The sequence below is a fragment of the Polaromonas sp. genome (genome assembly GCF_041689105.1).
In the GTDB taxonomy this organism is placed as follows: Bacteria; Pseudomonadota; Gammaproteobacteria; order Burkholderiales; family Burkholderiaceae_C; genus Polaromonas.
Window position 1 is genome coordinate 1 of the sequence record NZ_JBDNGU010000219.1, and the last position, 13,834, is coordinate 13,834.

At 60.4% G+C, this 13,834-nt stretch carries 18 protein-coding genes and 3 pseudogenes; 2 read left to right on the forward strand and 19 right to left on the reverse strand.

Going from position 1 to position 13,834, the window contains the following annotated elements:
* From ACESMT_RS20865 to ACESMT_RS20880, 4 genes and pseudogenes are all read right to left on the reverse strand, one after another.
* On the reverse strand, positions 1-318 hold a 318-nt coding region (locus ACESMT_RS20865; RefSeq protein WP_372828508.1), incomplete at its 3' end, for a transposase.
* Between the two features lie 38 nt (positions 319-356).
* A pseudogene (locus ACESMT_RS20870) lies at positions 357-748 on the reverse strand (response regulator).
* A gap of 115 nt (positions 749-863) precedes the next feature.
* The gene (locus ACESMT_RS20875) at positions 864-2,504 is read right to left on the reverse strand and encodes a tetratricopeptide repeat protein (RefSeq protein ID WP_372828509.1); all 1,641 of its coding nucleotides are present in this window, start codon (positions 2,502-2,504) and stop codon (positions 864-866) included.
* 369 nt (positions 2,505-2,873) lie between these two features.
* Positions 2,874-3,233, reverse strand: a complete 360-nt coding sequence (locus ACESMT_RS20880; protein ID WP_372828510.1) for a DUF4148 domain-containing protein — start codon at positions 3,231-3,233, stop codon at positions 2,874-2,876.
* A 197-nt stretch (positions 3,234-3,430) separates the two neighbouring features.
* Here ACESMT_RS20880 and ACESMT_RS20885 point away from each other — a divergent pair, with 197 nt between their 5' ends.
* Positions 3,431-3,568 carry a hypothetical protein gene (locus tag ACESMT_RS20885; protein ID WP_372828511.1) on the forward strand — a complete coding sequence of 46 codons (138 nt, stop codon included), beginning with the start codon at positions 3,431-3,433 and terminating at the stop codon, positions 3,566-3,568.
* A gap of 11 nt (positions 3,569-3,579) precedes the next feature.
* Here the strand turns inward: ACESMT_RS20885 and ACESMT_RS20890 are convergent, their stop codons facing one another.
* The 14 genes from ACESMT_RS20890 to ACESMT_RS20955 form a co-directional block, all read right to left on the reverse strand.
* Positions 3,580-4,197, reverse strand: a complete 618-nt coding sequence (locus tag ACESMT_RS20890) for a sigma-70 family RNA polymerase sigma factor (protein ID WP_372828512.1) — start codon at positions 4,195-4,197, stop codon at positions 3,580-3,582.
* A gap of 429 nt (positions 4,198-4,626) precedes the next feature.
* Positions 4,627-5,322 (reverse strand): haloacid dehalogenase type II, encoded by a 696-nt coding sequence (locus tag ACESMT_RS20895; protein WP_372828513.1) that lies wholly within the window; start codon positions 5,320-5,322, stop codon positions 4,627-4,629.
* A 32-nt stretch (positions 5,323-5,354) separates the two neighbouring features.
* Entirely contained in the window at positions 5,355-5,624 is a 270-nt protein-coding gene (locus ACESMT_RS20900; RefSeq protein ID WP_372828514.1) for a hypothetical protein, read from the reverse strand.
* Positions 5,625-5,636: 12 nt separating this feature from the next.
* On the reverse strand, positions 5,637-6,206 hold the full coding sequence (locus ACESMT_RS20905; protein ID WP_372828515.1) for a carboxymuconolactone decarboxylase family protein: 570 nt from the start codon (positions 6,204-6,206) through the stop codon (positions 5,637-5,639).
* A gap of 161 nt (positions 6,207-6,367) precedes the next feature.
* Positions 6,368-7,222 carry a cupin domain-containing protein gene (locus ACESMT_RS20910; RefSeq protein ID WP_372828516.1) on the reverse strand — a complete coding sequence of 285 codons (855 nt, stop codon included), beginning with the start codon at positions 7,220-7,222 and terminating at the stop codon, positions 6,368-6,370.
* Between the two features lie 19 nt (positions 7,223-7,241).
* Entirely contained in the window at positions 7,242-7,610 is a 369-nt protein-coding gene (locus ACESMT_RS20915; protein ID WP_372828517.1) for a thioredoxin family protein, read from the reverse strand.
* On the reverse strand, positions 7,607-8,176 hold the full coding sequence (locus ACESMT_RS20920) for a carboxymuconolactone decarboxylase family protein (RefSeq protein ID WP_372828518.1): 570 nt from the start codon (positions 8,174-8,176) through the stop codon (positions 7,607-7,609). Before ACESMT_RS20920 ends, ACESMT_RS20915 begins: the two co-directional genes overlap by 4 nt.
* Positions 8,173-8,988: a YiiX/YebB-like N1pC/P60 family cysteine hydrolase gene (locus ACESMT_RS20925; protein WP_372828519.1), complete on the reverse strand. Its 816-nt coding sequence runs from the start codon at positions 8,986-8,988 to the stop codon at positions 8,173-8,175. The genes ACESMT_RS20920 and ACESMT_RS20925 overlap by 4 nt, the downstream gene beginning before the upstream one ends.
* Positions 8,989-9,012: 24 nt before the next feature.
* On the reverse strand, positions 9,013-9,543 hold the full coding sequence (locus ACESMT_RS20930) for a DoxX family protein (protein WP_372828520.1): 531 nt from the start codon (positions 9,541-9,543) through the stop codon (positions 9,013-9,015).
* A 56-nt stretch (positions 9,544-9,599) separates the two neighbouring features.
* The gene (locus tag ACESMT_RS20935) at positions 9,600-10,367 is read right to left on the reverse strand and encodes a DUF2063 domain-containing protein (RefSeq protein WP_372828521.1); all 768 of its coding nucleotides are present in this window, start codon (positions 10,365-10,367) and stop codon (positions 9,600-9,602) included.
* Positions 10,364-11,332: a DUF692 domain-containing protein gene (locus ACESMT_RS20940; protein ID WP_372828522.1), complete on the reverse strand. Its 969-nt coding sequence runs from the start codon at positions 11,330-11,332 to the stop codon at positions 10,364-10,366. Before ACESMT_RS20940 ends, ACESMT_RS20935 begins: the two co-directional genes overlap by 4 nt.
* Before the next feature lie 51 nt (positions 11,333-11,383).
* Positions 11,384-11,704, reverse strand: coding sequence for a DUF2282 domain-containing protein (locus tag ACESMT_RS20945; protein ID WP_372828524.1), 321 nt, complete (start codon positions 11,702-11,704; stop codon positions 11,384-11,386).
* A 680-nt stretch (positions 11,705-12,384) separates the two neighbouring features.
* Positions 12,385-12,552 (reverse strand): hypothetical protein, encoded by a 168-nt coding sequence (locus ACESMT_RS20950; protein WP_372828525.1) that lies wholly within the window; start codon positions 12,550-12,552, stop codon positions 12,385-12,387.
* On the reverse strand, positions 12,549-12,890 hold the full coding sequence (locus ACESMT_RS20955; protein ID WP_372828523.1) for a hypothetical protein: 342 nt from the start codon (positions 12,888-12,890) through the stop codon (positions 12,549-12,551). The genes ACESMT_RS20950 and ACESMT_RS20955 overlap by 4 nt, the downstream gene beginning before the upstream one ends.
* Positions 12,891-13,192: 302 nt before the next feature.
* On the opposite strand from ACESMT_RS20955, the pseudogene ACESMT_RS20960 reads away from it, so the two are divergent.
* Positions 13,193-13,447, forward strand: a pseudogene (locus ACESMT_RS20960) (helix-turn-helix domain-containing protein); the annotation flags it as partial.
* A gap of 24 nt (positions 13,448-13,471) precedes the next feature.
* Here ACESMT_RS20960 and ACESMT_RS20965 read toward each other — a convergent pair.
* Positions 13,472-13,834: pseudogene (locus ACESMT_RS20965) on the reverse strand (integrase core domain-containing protein); the annotation flags it as partial.

A 13,834-nucleotide genomic window follows, 5' to 3' on the forward strand; every position in this document is an offset into this window, starting at 1 on the left:
CCAGCGGGTCTGGTGCTTGGTGATGAGCTGCGGCTCAAAGCTGCCGTGGCGATCGCGAGGAATTTCTATGGGCAACTCGCCAAAGTCGCCTTTGAGGGTCTTCTTGCTTTTGCCGTTGCGGGTGTTGCCAGCAACATTGGCAACAGTCTCATTTTTGGCGTGGCCCAGATGTTCTGCCATCTCGGCTTGAAGGGCGCGCTCCACCAATTTCTTGGTCAACAGCTTGAGTAGGCCGTTCTCACCAATGAGGTCTTCAGGTTTCTTGTAGTCAGCCAGCAGGCTGTCGATCAATTCGTTCGTAACGGTCATTTTCTTCATTTCATTTGAAGTGCAGCAGTTTCCTGCCATTTGACCGTTTACACAAAAGTTCTTACACCCCCGTGTGCCCTGCGCAGCAAAGCCTGCACGCGCGCCAGCAGTTCCGACAAGGCGCCCGGCTTGATCACATAGTCATCCGCGCCCAAGCTGAGCCCCTCGACCTGGTCTTCCACCGTATCGCGCGCCGTCAACAAGATAATCGGAAGTCTTTCTTTTCGCGCATTGCCCGCAGCACATCAAAACCATCAATTCCCGGAAGCATGGCATCCAGCAGCATGAGGTCGTAGCGCCCCTCCAGGGCCGTATGTTCCGCATCAATTCCGTCGCGAGCAACGTCAACAACAAACCCAATATCGACCAGAGCTCGCTGAAACTGCTCAGTAAATTCTGGCTCATCCTCGACTATCAGCATTCGCATATCGCGCAACATGTTGATTTGCAACTCGCGAGTTAGCCCAGCCACTCACCGACATGAAGCACTGGGCAGAAGCCGGAAGCGATGGCTGACGTTCGTGCGAACAATCTCTTGGCAGTCAACGCGGCAGTCATGCGGCAAGCGCAAGTTGAAGGGTATGCCTGGCGCGAAATGCCCACTTCGGGCCAACCCGAAATGAATCGAGTACGACCGATCCCGCCGTCGCGAAGAACATGGACTCGTGCAAGTGATGGCGTTCAAACGCTCTGCGCTGGTTAAGCGACCTGCGCCGCAAGTCGCCCTCTGAATCGCTCCCACTTAGTCGCGGTCGCCCGAACAGCGTGGCCGCACGTTCAAGGTCGGTCAGGGCTTCGTCGCTCAATGCCGGAATGGCGCGTGGAGCCGCCAAACGAATTTGTGCGATGAAGGGATTGCGTCCGACAACCAGGCCCCAAGGCCTTTTTCCCTCCGCAGGGTTCACCGCCAGGGCTTCAAGTTTGGTCAGGCCGAAGTGCCTGGCCAAACGCAGTCGCATAGCCAACCAGGGATCAGAACGATCCAGTTCCTCAATAGCGACATTGGCCTCCTTGGCGCTGTCTGACACAGGCAGCACCAAGGAGTTCAACAGCTGCTTTGCGTGCAGATCGCCCTGACGAGCCGACCGGTAAAGCCAACCAATCGCTTGTTCAGACTCCACGATCGAGCCGGATTCTCGCAGCATCAAAGCGCCAAGTTTGCGTTGCGCCTCCGTCTGCCCACATTCCGCAGCCTTTTCAAGGAAGAACCTTGCCATTTGGGGATTGGCGACAGAACATCGATGGTCGGCGTTCAACGTGTACAAATGCAGCCATGCTTCGTCGCGGCCGGCGTCGGCTGCCCGTAGCAGCAACGCCGTTCCCTTGCGAAGATTCGAGCTGTCGGAAAGGCTCGAAGATGGAATGGGCCCACAGGGGATCCCGGACAGCGCGCGCCCAAGCGTGTAGGTCGCATCCAGGTTTCCATGCCCGTTTTGCATCTCCAGACTGGCCTGAATGAATTCAACCGGTATTCCTTGCAGTGATGCGTTGGCGTGCTCTGCCAATTGCACCAATGCCACAACGAGTTCGGATATTGCGCTCGTCGGTTTTGACATCAATGCAGTCGCGGCATGCACGCAGAGCCGCAGGCGAGGGAGATCCCCCGCAGCTTGTGCCTCACGCGCTGCGAACTCAACAATGGCATAATTTTTTTCCTTCTTGTCGTCCGTCAGCAATCGCAGGATCCTCGGTAAACGTTCGCTGTCACCGACCGACTCGCAGATGGCCAGAGCCTTGGCCGCACACGCCTCGCCGTCCACTGCGCGCGCGTAGTACGCTGCAGCCTCTGATTTTTTCCCGGTATGGGTTAACAGGTAGGTGCCGAACTTCAACTGTGCCAACGCACTACCGGCGAGCGCCGCCTTGCGAAGGGCCTCTTGCTGGCCCAAAAGCAGCAGTTCGTCCAGGGACAGGCACTCCGCAATAAGAACGAGTGCCGTGGGTAAGTCGCAAACACTGGGGTGGGTGAGATAGTCAATCCCCGTTGACGAATGTTTGGGGAATCCATCGATGCCCAGCAAATAGCGTCGGCCAACCTCCAAACGCGCGCCAATGTCACCGTTTCTGGCGAGAACTCTGAGTTGAATATCCTGTCTTCGCATTTTTGTCCCCTCGTTGTGTTGCAGATGTAGCGCGTAGTCGTAAGGATCGGAAATTTGTGGCAAAGCGACAGCTGCCAGTGCATTCAAGGCCACCAGAGCAGTCGATGTGATGAAGTGACGGCGTTAGGAATGAATATCCACGGGCATGGCAATCTCCAAAAGATGGGCATCGTTCCGAATGATTTCGCTGAAAAAAAAGGAAAAATGGGAAATGACCTTCCAAACTTTATTCGTTTGCTCAATACGAGCGATGACTTACAGTGTTGTCTTCATGACCTGGCGTATCGCTTCAAGCATGGGCAGCCTGCATCCCTCTGGATACACGCATTCAATCCGTTTCGGAGCAGAGTTTTTATGGAAGCTTGCGTCCGCCGTCCCTGGAAGCCGCCACATGCGACTGCCAATACGGCGAGCAGATCCTACGGAAAGACCTGCACATTTCCAACAGGTCGTCTCCTGCGGTCATTGGGCGACACGGTCAATGTCGGCCTGTGCGGTCGGCGCGTTTTGCCAGCGAGCGTTTGATTTGGCCTCGTAGGTGAACTCGCCGCCAAACAGCTCGTTGTTCCTGCGAGCCGCCGCCAGTTCAGTCCGCACCTCGTTTCTGGTCAAAGGCCTTCCGGTAACCGGTGCGACGTAAGACAACTCACCACTCGTGAGCGCCCCGATAGCTATCGCCTCATACAAATCTGCGCGAACTTCAGCGCGTGAGGTATTGGAAGTTATGGCCTGCGGGTAGCTATAGGTCGCGCCGTCGGCCAATGCACTCAGTGAGGTGACTAGAGTGGTTGCAGCGATAGCGAATAGTGTGATGGTTTTCATGGTTCAGTCCTTTGGAAATTTGAGATGGGTCAAACAGTGACAGCGTCTACGACCGTTCGCTTTGTGCCGTCAAAGAGTTAGACGGACTCAAGCTCGCTTTCGTGACAACAATTTTTGCCTCAGGGTTATTGCCATGATCGGTCAGCGCTCCTGCCCCCCGAGTCAAGGCCTGGCAAAACCTCTTCTCCCATAAGTTCATGCAATTCCCGCAGCTGCTCGCCGAAGTTGCGGCAGTTGCTGCAGCGCGTCAGGTGCATGCGCAGCTGCCATTGCTGGAGTATCCCCAGGGGCTCGTCCTGCGCCAGCAACAGCAGCTCAGCGACTTTGCGGCATGAATACATGAGACTCATGCGCCGACCTTTCCAAACCAACGAACCTGCAGGCAGCCGCGCAGGCTGAGCCGCGCCCTGCGCAGCAGCATCCTGCAATGCTCCGGCGTGATCTGTAGTCGATTCGCGACTTCCGCCGTCTCGAACCCGAGCCACTCGCGCATCATGAATGCGGTGCCCTGCGGGCCCGACAAGCGCTCGACGCAAACGTCCAGCACCTCTCTTAGCTGGTGCTGTTCAGCTTCGCGTTCGGGTCGCTCCCAAGCGTGCAACGGCGCCACATGTTCTCCCTGCTCATTGAAAAGTTCGTCAAGCGGATCCGTGTCCGGGTCCGAATCCTGGTTGACCGCGAGCGCGGTCATTCGCCTGCGTTCCGGCGAACGGTACCAGTCCGATATTTTGTTACGCAGGATGGCAATGGCCCAGGTGGCTAGACTGGCACCGCCATTGTGCTGAGCATGCTGCTCGAACACCGTCAATAGAGTTTCCTGCACCAGGTCTTCCGCGACGCTGGGGTTGCCTACAAGCAGGCGAGCCTGGCGCATAAGCTTGGGGCGGAGTTCGGCCAGCGCTGGCGCAAGGCGCTCGATCAACTGCTCACCGGGTAGGTCTGAGGTTTCCGACATTGTGATCATGATGGTCTCAAAGGAAATGGGTTGACGCGACATCGCAGGTCCTGGCAGCTACGCAAGATTGCGGACAGGAGTCCATTCACAGCAAGACACGAAAGGACGTCCTGCCTGTCCATAGTCGTACGACCGCATTGATTGGTTACAGCCCGATTTCCAGAACAACGCTCAAAGGTTATCCAGCCGGAGGAGCTCATTTCGTCAACAGCTGATTCAGCCTCCCGGCCTTGTCAAGTGCGATGAGTTCGTTGAAACCGCCGACATGCACATCCCCTATAAAAATTTGGTGCATCGAGCGTCACGCGGTTTGGCAACCATCAGCTCCAGCTGTCCAGGTTCAATATTCACTCGAATATTGATCAAGTCTTTACCCCTTTGCGCTTGAGCAGGTGCTCGCGCTCTGGCAATAGCCGCAGCCCCGTGCGCTGCAGGGTGTCAGGCACCCAGGTATTGGGCAAGGGAGGGGAAGTCGTCGACCACGATGGTGCAGTCAGCATGGGGAAGCGGATCGGGTGGCCCTGCGGGGCCCCACTCCTGCGGACGCCGTACGAAAGCCGTGTGATAGCCGCTAGCGCGTGCCGCATTGAGGTCGAAGTTGTGGCACGCCACCATCAGGATTTGACTGGGCGCCAGGCCTATCCACTTGGCCGCCTGCTCGTACGCCTGGGGCTGGGGTTTGTAGGCGCCGATCATCTCGCAGGAGATCACCGCGTCCCAGTCAAAACCATTTCGCCTGGAGACCGCCACCACCATCGCCAGCGGCAGCATGGTGAACGAGACCACGGGAAACTTGCGCTTCAAGCGACCCAGGGCGTCGGCAAAGTCCGGCCATGCGTCCAGACCGTACCAGGCGTGATGGATCTGCTCGCGGTCCTGGGCCGTGAACATTCCAAGGCCATGCTGCGCCAGCACACCATCAAGCTCCGTCCGGTGCACGTCGTCCATATTGAACGCCGGCTGGCGCTGACCCGCGATCGCCTTCATCGCCGCGCGCCTGTAATCGTTGGTCACGGCGTGCCAATCGCGCTCCACACCGTGGACCTGGCCGGCCATGGCAAAGACCTTGCCGATGCCGCCGTGCCAGTCGAGGACCGTGCCGCCAGTGTCAAACGCCAGTGCCTGGACGTCCATTCAAGTGTCTCCTTGTGGTGTCGACGTGCGCATCAGCCACCACCTCGTTGGGTCTGCAGATCGAAGCACTTCTGGACTCGGTAACACGCTTCATCGTCCAGCCCGTTGTACGCGCAGTTGACCTGTAACTGCGGTATCTCCAGCGAGGCGATGTGTCTGGGCCGCAAGGTGTGCAAGCGCAGGTCCATGCAGCCGCTGGGCCGGGCGGTCACGTTGTGCCGCGAGGGCACGCCGATGGCTAGCTCGGCCGCCGTGCAGCCCATGAACCGCTCAGAACTCTGCAGAAAAAAAGTGGGTCTCATGGATTCGGTTGCTCAGTCGACCTTGTAGGCTGAGAACCGCTCGTCCACCCTTGTGGCGAAGGCGTGGTTGGAATAGTTGCTGAGCACTTTCACAGACACGGCCAGCACGATGTAGAGCAGGTCACGCTCCTGATAGCCTGCTTCCAGAAATGCCTTCACCGTGGCGGGGCTGGGCTGACCCAAAGACTTCACCATGTCGGTGGTGGTTGAAAACAGCGCCGCCAGCTTGGCATCGGGAATGGGCTGCTGTTGACGGATGGCCTGGAGGACAGGCGCAGGCACGCCCGACATCTTGTCCGCGATCATGCTGTGCGCTGCGGTGCAGTAGGTGCAGCCGTTGGTCTGGCTGACCGCGAGGAAGACCACCTCCTGCTCCGTGGGTGTCAGGCCCGACTCGCTGCGGAACAGCGCGTAGCCGTGCAGGTAGGTGCTCAGCACGGCGGGGGCGTTGGCCATGTTGGCGTACATGTTCGGGATGAAACCGACTTGCTTCAGGGCGGTGTCCAGCGCGACCTTCGAGGCGCCCTCGGCGCTGGTGTGGTCGATCGGCTTGAGCTGGTGGATGTACGGTGCTGCAGACATGAAAGTGAACTCCTGGTTGGCTGTTGAAAAGCGCCATCGATCACCGCACAGGGTGCTCGTTGGACACAGGTTCATGCTAGGTGGTCACACCGGTCGCCGAGCCACCCGCCGTCTCGATTTCGATACCCGACGTTTCCTGGCAGTCACCCACCCAGGCCCGGTCACGGGTGGGCCACCTCCCCGGTCGGCGTTTGTCCCGTCTGCTGCCGAATCCACTGCCCTGGTGCAAGGCCCAGCCGTCTGACGAATGCTCGCGACAGGGCGCTCGCGCTGCCGTAACCTACCTCGTCCGCGACTTGTTTGACCGAAAGTCCGCCTGCCAGCAGGCGCTGTGCTGTCATCACGCGCCATGCGGCCAAGTAGTCGGCCGGCGTGTCTCCGGTGACCTCTCGAAAGCGCACCGCGAAGCGGGCGCGGGACATGCCCGCCAGCTGCGCCATGCCCGGCAGATCCCATAGGCGCTGGGGGCACTCGTGCAGTGCGGTCAATACGGGTCCCAGTCGCGCATCAGCCAGGCCCGCCAATGCGCCGCCCTGTGTCAGCCCATGGGCCATGCAGTGGCGCAGCAGACGGACCATGAGCACTTCACAAAGGCGATCCAGAACGCCTTGCCGGCCCGCATGTTCATGAAAGGCCTCTTCAAACATCAGGTCCAGCAAGGCGTCCACACCGGGCAACTGCGCCAGCGGCACCATCACCAGATCGGGCAGCGATGCTGTGACGGGATTGATGCCCGAGCCGCCGAACTGCACCGTGGCGCACACCACGTCCGCGCCGGGCCCGTGGTCGGCCACCAGCCGGTGCTGATCCGGGCGCGGCAGAAACATCAATGTCGGCTGTACAACCTTGAATCGACGCCGTGTCACTCCGTGCACCAGCACCGATCCGCTGCGGATCAGGTGGAGGTGTCCGCGCTGGGTATCGTGCTCGAAATCGTGAATGCCGCAGATGTTGCCGGTGTAGAAAACACCGGCGTGCAGGGAGAAGCTGCTGAGCAGCGAGGCCATGACGTCCATGGTCGAATGTTACGTCCGGTCAACAATTTGGGAGAGAATGATGCCATTCGTCTCGAAGGCGCAGGGACTGCAGCAAGGGCTGCCAGGTCGCTGCCTCATCATCGGTCACCCGAAGTGATCCCTGCTGCGCAGCCTGGCACAGGCGCTGTAGCATGCCCGGCTGTGGCGTGACCGGCCCGGCAAAACACAGTGACCCAGCGGCATCCACGATCAGAATCATGGGGAAGGTCGTGATGTCGACTTCGTCCAGCACGCCTTCGTGATCTTCCACATCGACCCAATGTGTGCGCCATTCCGGCTGACTTGCCGCCAAAACCTCAAACTGGGGCATGTAGTCGCGACAGGTGCCGCACCATCCCGCACACAGACACACCACGTCCAGCGTCATGCATGCGGCCCGGGCTTCGCAGCCGCATCCAGAAACGCCATCAGCGGTTCGTAGCCCTCGTCGCGCAGCGCCTGCCCGCGCGTGTTGAACAAGCCGGGGTTGCCTTTGACCCCATGGCCTTCGAGCAGCCGGTTCATGAAATTGAAAAGACAAATGGTGAGTACGGCATCGTGCAGCGCGGCCTCGCTCCATCCGGCGGCAAAGACCGCTTGCGCATCCTGCGCCGTCATGCGGGCGGGCTCCAGGGTGAGTTTGCGCGCGTAAAGCAGCAATGGTTTGAGTCGTTCTTCGACATCGGCCGACTCCACGTCAGCCAGCAAGGCCTCCAGCACGCTGGCGCCAAGACCGAATGCCTGCGCGGTTTGCGAATGCACGCCGTAGCAATATTGGCAGGCATTCAGCCCGGACACATAGGCGGCGACCAGCTCCTTGTGGGCGGGCTCCAGCGGCCCGGCGTTTCGAAGGGCTGCGGTGTGAAACGCCACCAGTGCGCGCCCGGCCTCTGGGTTGATGGTCAGGATGTGGCGCACACCGGCGTCGGCGGGCAGGGAAGGAAAAAAGGTCATTGATCGGATTCCTGTGTAGTCAGGGCAACGCGAACGGTCACCGCTGTGAAAGTCAAGTCGCCCCATTGGACACCATGAAAGTCGAACCCCTGCCGCAACGTTGGCTTGATGATGTCGAAGTACGGTGACACGTCGAAGTCCCGGGGTGCGAACAGGCTGTGGTGGCGCACCCGAAGGATTTCTTCGATACAGCCCGGACAGTCGGGGGCATCGCGACTCTGGGTATCCACCCGCGGCAGGATCGGATACCGGATGGACTGAAAGGCCTGGGCGATCAAGGTGGAGCAGATGGCGCGTGTCGGGTCGCCGCTGCCCAGCGACAGCATGCGTCTTCGAAAGCGTTGCGGTACCGGCGGCGTGGGCAGCAGGTAGCGGGCAAGGTCCCACACGTTGCGCAGATCGTACCGGTGACCCAGGCGCGCCACGGCGTAGCCCACGATCAGGGCGGTGTCTGGCGCGGTCAGGCCGATCGGGCGACAGATGCGCGTGTGGTAGGACTCGAACAGGTCGGCCGCCACGCTGCGCACACCTTCGACAACGTCCGCTTCCACAAAACAGTGTCCCACCGGTGCACCCGTGCCCTGCAAGGCCTCAGTGCCCACGTAGAGCGCGGCGTGCGACCAGGTGGACTGGGTGAGGTACTTGATGGCGGTGCTGAAGCGGCTGTGCCCTTCCACCAGCAGCACGTCACCCGGTTGCAGCGTGGCCAGCAGGCGCGCGGTCCGCGTGGGCGGCGCGCTGCCTTGCTGGTGTACATCGGTCGACAGATAGCGCGCCAGCCGGGCGCCGAACCAGCCAGACAACGTGCCCATGATCGAGGCTCCTCGGCGCGGCGTTCAGCGGGCCTGGCGGCTCGCGATCCAGGCATCGATCGACAGCTTGCCCGGGCCATGCGCCATCAGGTACAGCAGTACGGCGGCCCAGGTGCCGTGGGTCGCGTAGGCGCCGGGGTAGACGAAGAGCTGGATCACCATCGTCATGCCCAGCAGGCCCAGCGCTGACAAGCGGGTTGCCAGTCCGAGAAGGATGAAAATGGGCAGGATGTGTTCGCCCAGCGCGGCCAGTGCGGCGCCCAGCTCGGGCGACAGGACAGGGAGCTTGTACTCTTCCTTGAACAGGAACACCGCGTTCTCGGACAGGCGGGGCACGCCCAACGTAAAGGTTCCGCTCACGATATCAATAGCCAGGCCTTCGATCTTGGTCTGGCCCGATTTCCAGAACACGGCGGCAATGGAGAAGCGGGCGATGAAGGCCAGCAGGGTGTTGGGCAGCTCGCCCATCAGACCGTGGACGGACTGGATCAGCGCGGTCAGACGCGAAACCAATCCGCCCGTGGCCGCGTTGCCGGATGAGGTGAGTGTGTTCATGGGGGGTCTCCTGGGTTGTGGTGGTCGGGGAAGGGGCAGCGCTTCAGTGAACGCTTTCATGCAGCTTGTGCGCTCACCAGCAGTTCGTGCCGGATCAATAGCGCCAACGCCTGCGAGAGATCGAAGGCCGAGTCGGCGCGTAAGGCGTGGTTGATCGCCTCGCCCAGCGCGGCGTGGTCCAGGAAGTGTTCGACCAGGGTGGCCATGCCGGTGTCGGCCTGCAAGACCATCACGTCCAGCCTGCTGCGGAAGACCAGGGCCGATTCCGCCTGTGCCAGATCGACCTGTTCGAGCGGGATGTCGCTGTCGGCATGGTGCGCGGCCCAGACCGACACCGCCGCGTGCGGCGAGCGCAGCAGGTGCAGGCTGGGGGCCAGTTGCCAGCGCAGGCTGGGCAGTGCTTCCGCGTCTTGCAGCAGGGTGGCGATGGCGGCAGGGTCCATGGGCGTTGCATCGGCGGCGTGCAAGGCCTGCAGGCGCAGTGTTTCGAGTTGCGCCACGTCGGCCAGGTAGGGCAGGCCGGCTGCGTGCGAGAACTGTGCGATGAAGCCCGGCAACGCGTCGCCGTACTGGGCCAGCATCCGGGTACGCGGTGGGTGGGCCCGCACGAAGACCTGCACCATCGCGCGAAAGAAGTCTTCGCCCACCAGCTGCTGGGTCACCGGGAAGGTCTGGGCCAGCGCGTCCACCAGCGAGACAACGACGTTGTTGCGGTGGACCGCCAAGCGCCTGGCGGGGTCGCTGTGGTTCCAGGTGGTGAGGCCGCTCGGCACGGCGCGCGCCGGGTCCAGCAGGGCCTGTGCCCAAATATGTTGCGTGCTCATGCCACACGCTCCTGCGACGTGGCGCAGCGGGTTGTCTTGGTGCGCGGGCAAGGCCTGGCGTGGGCGGCGGCGGACGCGACGGTCGACAGGTGCCGCTCGGCCAGACGAGCTTCCTGGCGCAGCACTTCGAACGCGGGCAGGTCGTTGTCGCGCTCGATCAGGGTGGGCAGGGGCCCCGTGATCGCCAGCGCGGTGTCGTAGAGCGCCCAGACCGCTGCGGCCACCGGGGCGCCATGCGTGTCGATCAGCAGGCGGTCGCCCGCCGAGTCCAAGTCTTCCGCGAAGCCCGCCAAGTGGACCTCGCTCGCAGCGTGGCAAGGCAGTTCACACAGGCTGCGCTGGGGGTCGCGTCCGTGGTTGATGCTGGAGACGTAGACGTTGTTGACGTCCAGCAGCAGGCCACAGCCGCTGCGGTGAATCACCTCGCGTAAAAAGTCGCCCTCACTCCAGGTCGAGCTGGCGAACTCGACATAGGTGGAAGGATTCTCTATCAGCAGGCTGCGACCCAGGCGGCTTTGCACCTGATCGATGTGGTCACACACTCGCTGAAGCGTAGGCAGGTTGTAGGGTAAGGGCAGCAGGTCGTTGAAGAACACGCCGCCGTGGCTGGACCAGGCCAGGTGTTCGGAAAAAAGGGCTGGCTGGTAGCGGTCCACCAGTTGGGTCAACGCGTCCAGATGTACGGTATCGAGAGGCTCTTCACCCCCGATGGAGAGGCCCACGCCATGCATGCTCAGCGGATAGTTCTCGCGAATGCGGGTGAGGTGGTGGTGCAGGGGACCGCCGTCCACCAGATAGTTTTCGGCATGCACTTCAAAGAACCCCACGTCTGGCTGGCGTGCGTGAACGTGGTCAAAGTGTTCGGGCTTCAGGCCCAACCCAGCCCGGTGCGGCAACGGCTGGCGCGCGGGCCATGGTGCAGCCGTAGCCGGCCAGACCGGGGCAAAAGCGGGGTGAAGGCTCATTGTGGGGTCTTCGGTGTGGGGGCTACGCTTGCATCTGGGATTTTGTGGGTATCAGACTTTTTCTTTAAATTCTTTGAGCTGGCCAAAGCCGGTGGCCGATTTGGGTGATGCGGCTTTCTCGCAGCTGCCCTCGGCAACCAGCGACCAGGCGTTGCCTTGGTAATCGACCTTGGAGGTGCCTGCGCAGGTGGTGCCGGGGCCGGCGGCGCAATCGTTCTTTCCCTTGAGCGCGACTCCGAAGCATTTCTCTTTGTCCGCGCCCTGCGCGGCAACGGGCGCATCTGCCAGCGTGAGTGCAGCGCCCATGGCCAAGGCCAGCGCGGCGCCCGATGCGTGACGTGTGGCTGTACGGCGACCGATGGTGTTTTCCATGAGTGACTCCTGCAAGTGGTTGACAAATACGCTCACAGGAATACTCTCTGAGCGGGTAAGCCGGAACATCGGCACACCTTGGATAGTCGAAGGCGCGTCCAGTTTGTTACATCGGAAAAAAGAAATTTTTCTTGAGAGCCGGTGTAACCGTTTGGGAACATCTGGCGATACAGCCTTTGGCCCGGTGGACTCGGTTCACTGAGCACGGAGTGCCTCATCCGTTCATCCGCTGCGCCAGGCATTGGGGGACAATATCTGCCGTCTCGGGCACACACCGTGACGTTCAGACCGCCCTCTTTTGAAGTCATCGGATGAATCATCTCGTCAAAACCGCCTCATCAAGACATGTCGTCGTGAACGCATCGCGCGTGTCCGCCGTTGTGGGCACCGCGCTCAACCTGATCAACCAAAATGAGGTCGTCCTGGCGGGCCATGCACCCTCATGGATCCATGTGGTTTATGTTCCACCAAGGGCTACGGGATGCCCGAGCTGGCCACCTTGTTTGAAATGAGGGCCCCCAGAAAGGGCGAACATTAAATTTGGCGCGATTCAGTCGGCGAAACTGGAGCTGCAGCAGAAGTAGAAGTAGAAGTAGAAGTAAAAGTAGTTCAACCAGGCGAAAAAACGCCACGCAGCCCTCACGAAATCTGTGCCGGCAGTTACTGAATTTGTAGCAGTCTCAGCAGTCCGTCTGCACTTCCTTTGCGGCGGCACATCCGAGACTGCCATGGACTATCTCCACCGCCATGTCGATACTCTCGCCCAGCGTAAGGTGCAGATCGATAGTTTTTCCGATGTCGACCGCATCGACGCCCATCTCGATAGCCAGCGCAATCTCGCCGATCATGTCGCCGCCCATGTAGCGAGGATCGCTCGGAGCTGATCGGAGTTCAGCGGCTTGCGCAGTACCAGATAACCTTCGTCCCGCGCCTCCCCAAGCTCGGGAGAGTCGATTTCGACACTCACCATTGCACCGCTTGCCGTCGGACAGCGGTCAAGCAGCGCCCGCAAGACATCGAATCCACTTTCACCCGAGCGCAAACGTTGGTCGGAGAAGATTGCGTCCGGTGTGAAGTCGGCGTTCAGGTGCCCTATAGCCTCCTCTGCGTTTGCAGCGTAACGCCCTTCCACACCCCAACCTTCCAGAACAGCCTTCCAGGCACCGATCTGTTGATTTCCATCCAAAGTTGACCCCCCTTTTTCATCTAAAGTTGACCCCACCAATTGCAGTTTAAAGCCCTGCTCGAGAGGCTGTGGATAAGTCTAGGTCAGGTAAAGGTTCTGGTGACGTTTCTCCTTTTGTAGTTGCGGATGTCTTGCTGCGAGAGCCGCCCTTCGCTGTTGTTGCAACCCCAGCAGCGATTTTTGATTTGGCGCTTGATTGTTGCCGCCGACCGAAAACTGAGCCACTTACAGAGGCTGTGCCGACACAAAACTGAGCCAGGTGTTTTACCAGCTCTGCCTTATTTTTACGCAGGAGCAAAAAGGTGATCACCATGGAAATGTTAGGCAAGATACGGCGCATGCATGTGCGCGACAAGATGTCGGTGCGCGCAATAGCAAAGCGCACGGGGCTGTCGCGCAACACTCTGCAAAAATGGCTCCAAACGCCAGAGGACGTTAAAGAACCGAAGTACGTTCGGGCCAAGGGTTTTAGCAAACTGGGCGTCTTTACTGACGAGTTGGAGCAAGCCCTCAAAGCCGATGCCAAGCGCAACAAACAAAACCGGCGGCTGTCAAGGTAGTTGTCGCATGAAGGTGGTGAGTCAGGCTGCTTTTTTTAGAGGTTCAGCCTCCTTGGGTTCATACGTGTCGGGATTGAGGTGTACCTGATCCACACGGCTCCAATTGCGGCACTGTTTTGACCAGCGCTGTGGGTGAGCCTTGCGGGCCATCTCGTAGACCGCAGCACGCCCAGCAAGCAAGTCCTTGTCTTGTTGGGCGTGGCGCTGGTTTGGCGTCACGAAGCCGATGGCGCTGTGCCTGTGTTCGTCGTTGTACCAGTGCACCAACTCGGTCACTCAGCGGCGCGCTTGAAACAGGTTTTCAAACGGTTTGACGGGCATGGCCGGGCGGTACTTCAGGGTCCTGAACAAGGACTCCGAATACGGGTTGTCATTGCTTACCGA

Bases quoted from the DNA above. Each gene is read 5' to 3' on its own strand.
- ACESMT_RS20880 (WP_372828510.1), bottom strand. From the start codon at position 3,233: ATGAAAACCATCACACTATTCGCTATCGCTGCAACCACTCTAGTCACC.
- ACESMT_RS20885 (WP_372828511.1), top strand. From the start codon at position 3,431: ATGCAATTCCCGCAGCTGCTCGCCGAAGTTGCGGCAGTTGCTGCAGCG.
- ACESMT_RS20890 (WP_372828512.1), bottom strand. From the start codon at position 4,197: ATGATCACAATGTCGGAAACCTCAGACCTACCCGGTGAGCAGTTGATC.
- ACESMT_RS20895 (WP_372828513.1), bottom strand. From the start codon at position 5,322: ATGGACGTCCAGGCACTGGCGTTTGACACTGGCGGCACGGTCCTCGAC.
- ACESMT_RS20900 (WP_372828514.1), bottom strand. From the start codon at position 5,624: ATGAGACCCACTTTTTTTCTGCAGAGTTCTGAGCGGTTCATGGGCTGC.
- ACESMT_RS20905 (WP_372828515.1), bottom strand. From the start codon at position 6,206: ATGTCTGCAGCACCGTACATCCACCAGCTCAAGCCGATCGACCACACC.
- ACESMT_RS20910 (WP_372828516.1), bottom strand. From the start codon at position 7,222: ATGGACGTCATGGCCTCGCTGCTCAGCAGCTTCTCCCTGCACGCCGGT.
- ACESMT_RS20915 (WP_372828517.1), bottom strand. From the start codon at position 7,610: ATGACGCTGGACGTGGTGTGTCTGTGTGCGGGATGGTGCGGCACCTGT.
- ACESMT_RS20920 (WP_372828518.1), bottom strand. From the start codon at position 8,176: ATGACCTTTTTTCCTTCCCTGCCCGCCGACGCCGGTGTGCGCCACATC.
- ACESMT_RS20925 (WP_372828519.1), bottom strand. From the start codon at position 8,988: ATGGGCACGTTGTCTGGCTGGTTCGGCGCCCGGCTGGCGCGCTATCTG.
- ACESMT_RS20930 (WP_372828520.1), bottom strand. From the start codon at position 9,543: ATGAACACACTCACCTCATCCGGCAACGCGGCCACGGGCGGATTGGTT.
- ACESMT_RS20935 (WP_372828521.1), bottom strand. From the start codon at position 10,367: ATGAGCACGCAACATATTTGGGCACAGGCCCTGCTGGACCCGGCGCGC.
- ACESMT_RS20940 (WP_372828522.1), bottom strand. From the start codon at position 11,332: ATGAGCCTTCACCCCGCTTTTGCCCCGGTCTGGCCGGCTACGGCTGCA.
- ACESMT_RS20945 (WP_372828524.1), bottom strand. From the start codon at position 11,704: ATGGAAAACACCATCGGTCGCCGTACAGCCACACGTCACGCATCGGGC.
- ACESMT_RS20950 (WP_372828525.1), bottom strand. From the start codon at position 12,552: ATGATCGGCGAGATTGCGCTGGCTATCGAGATGGGCGTCGATGCGGTC.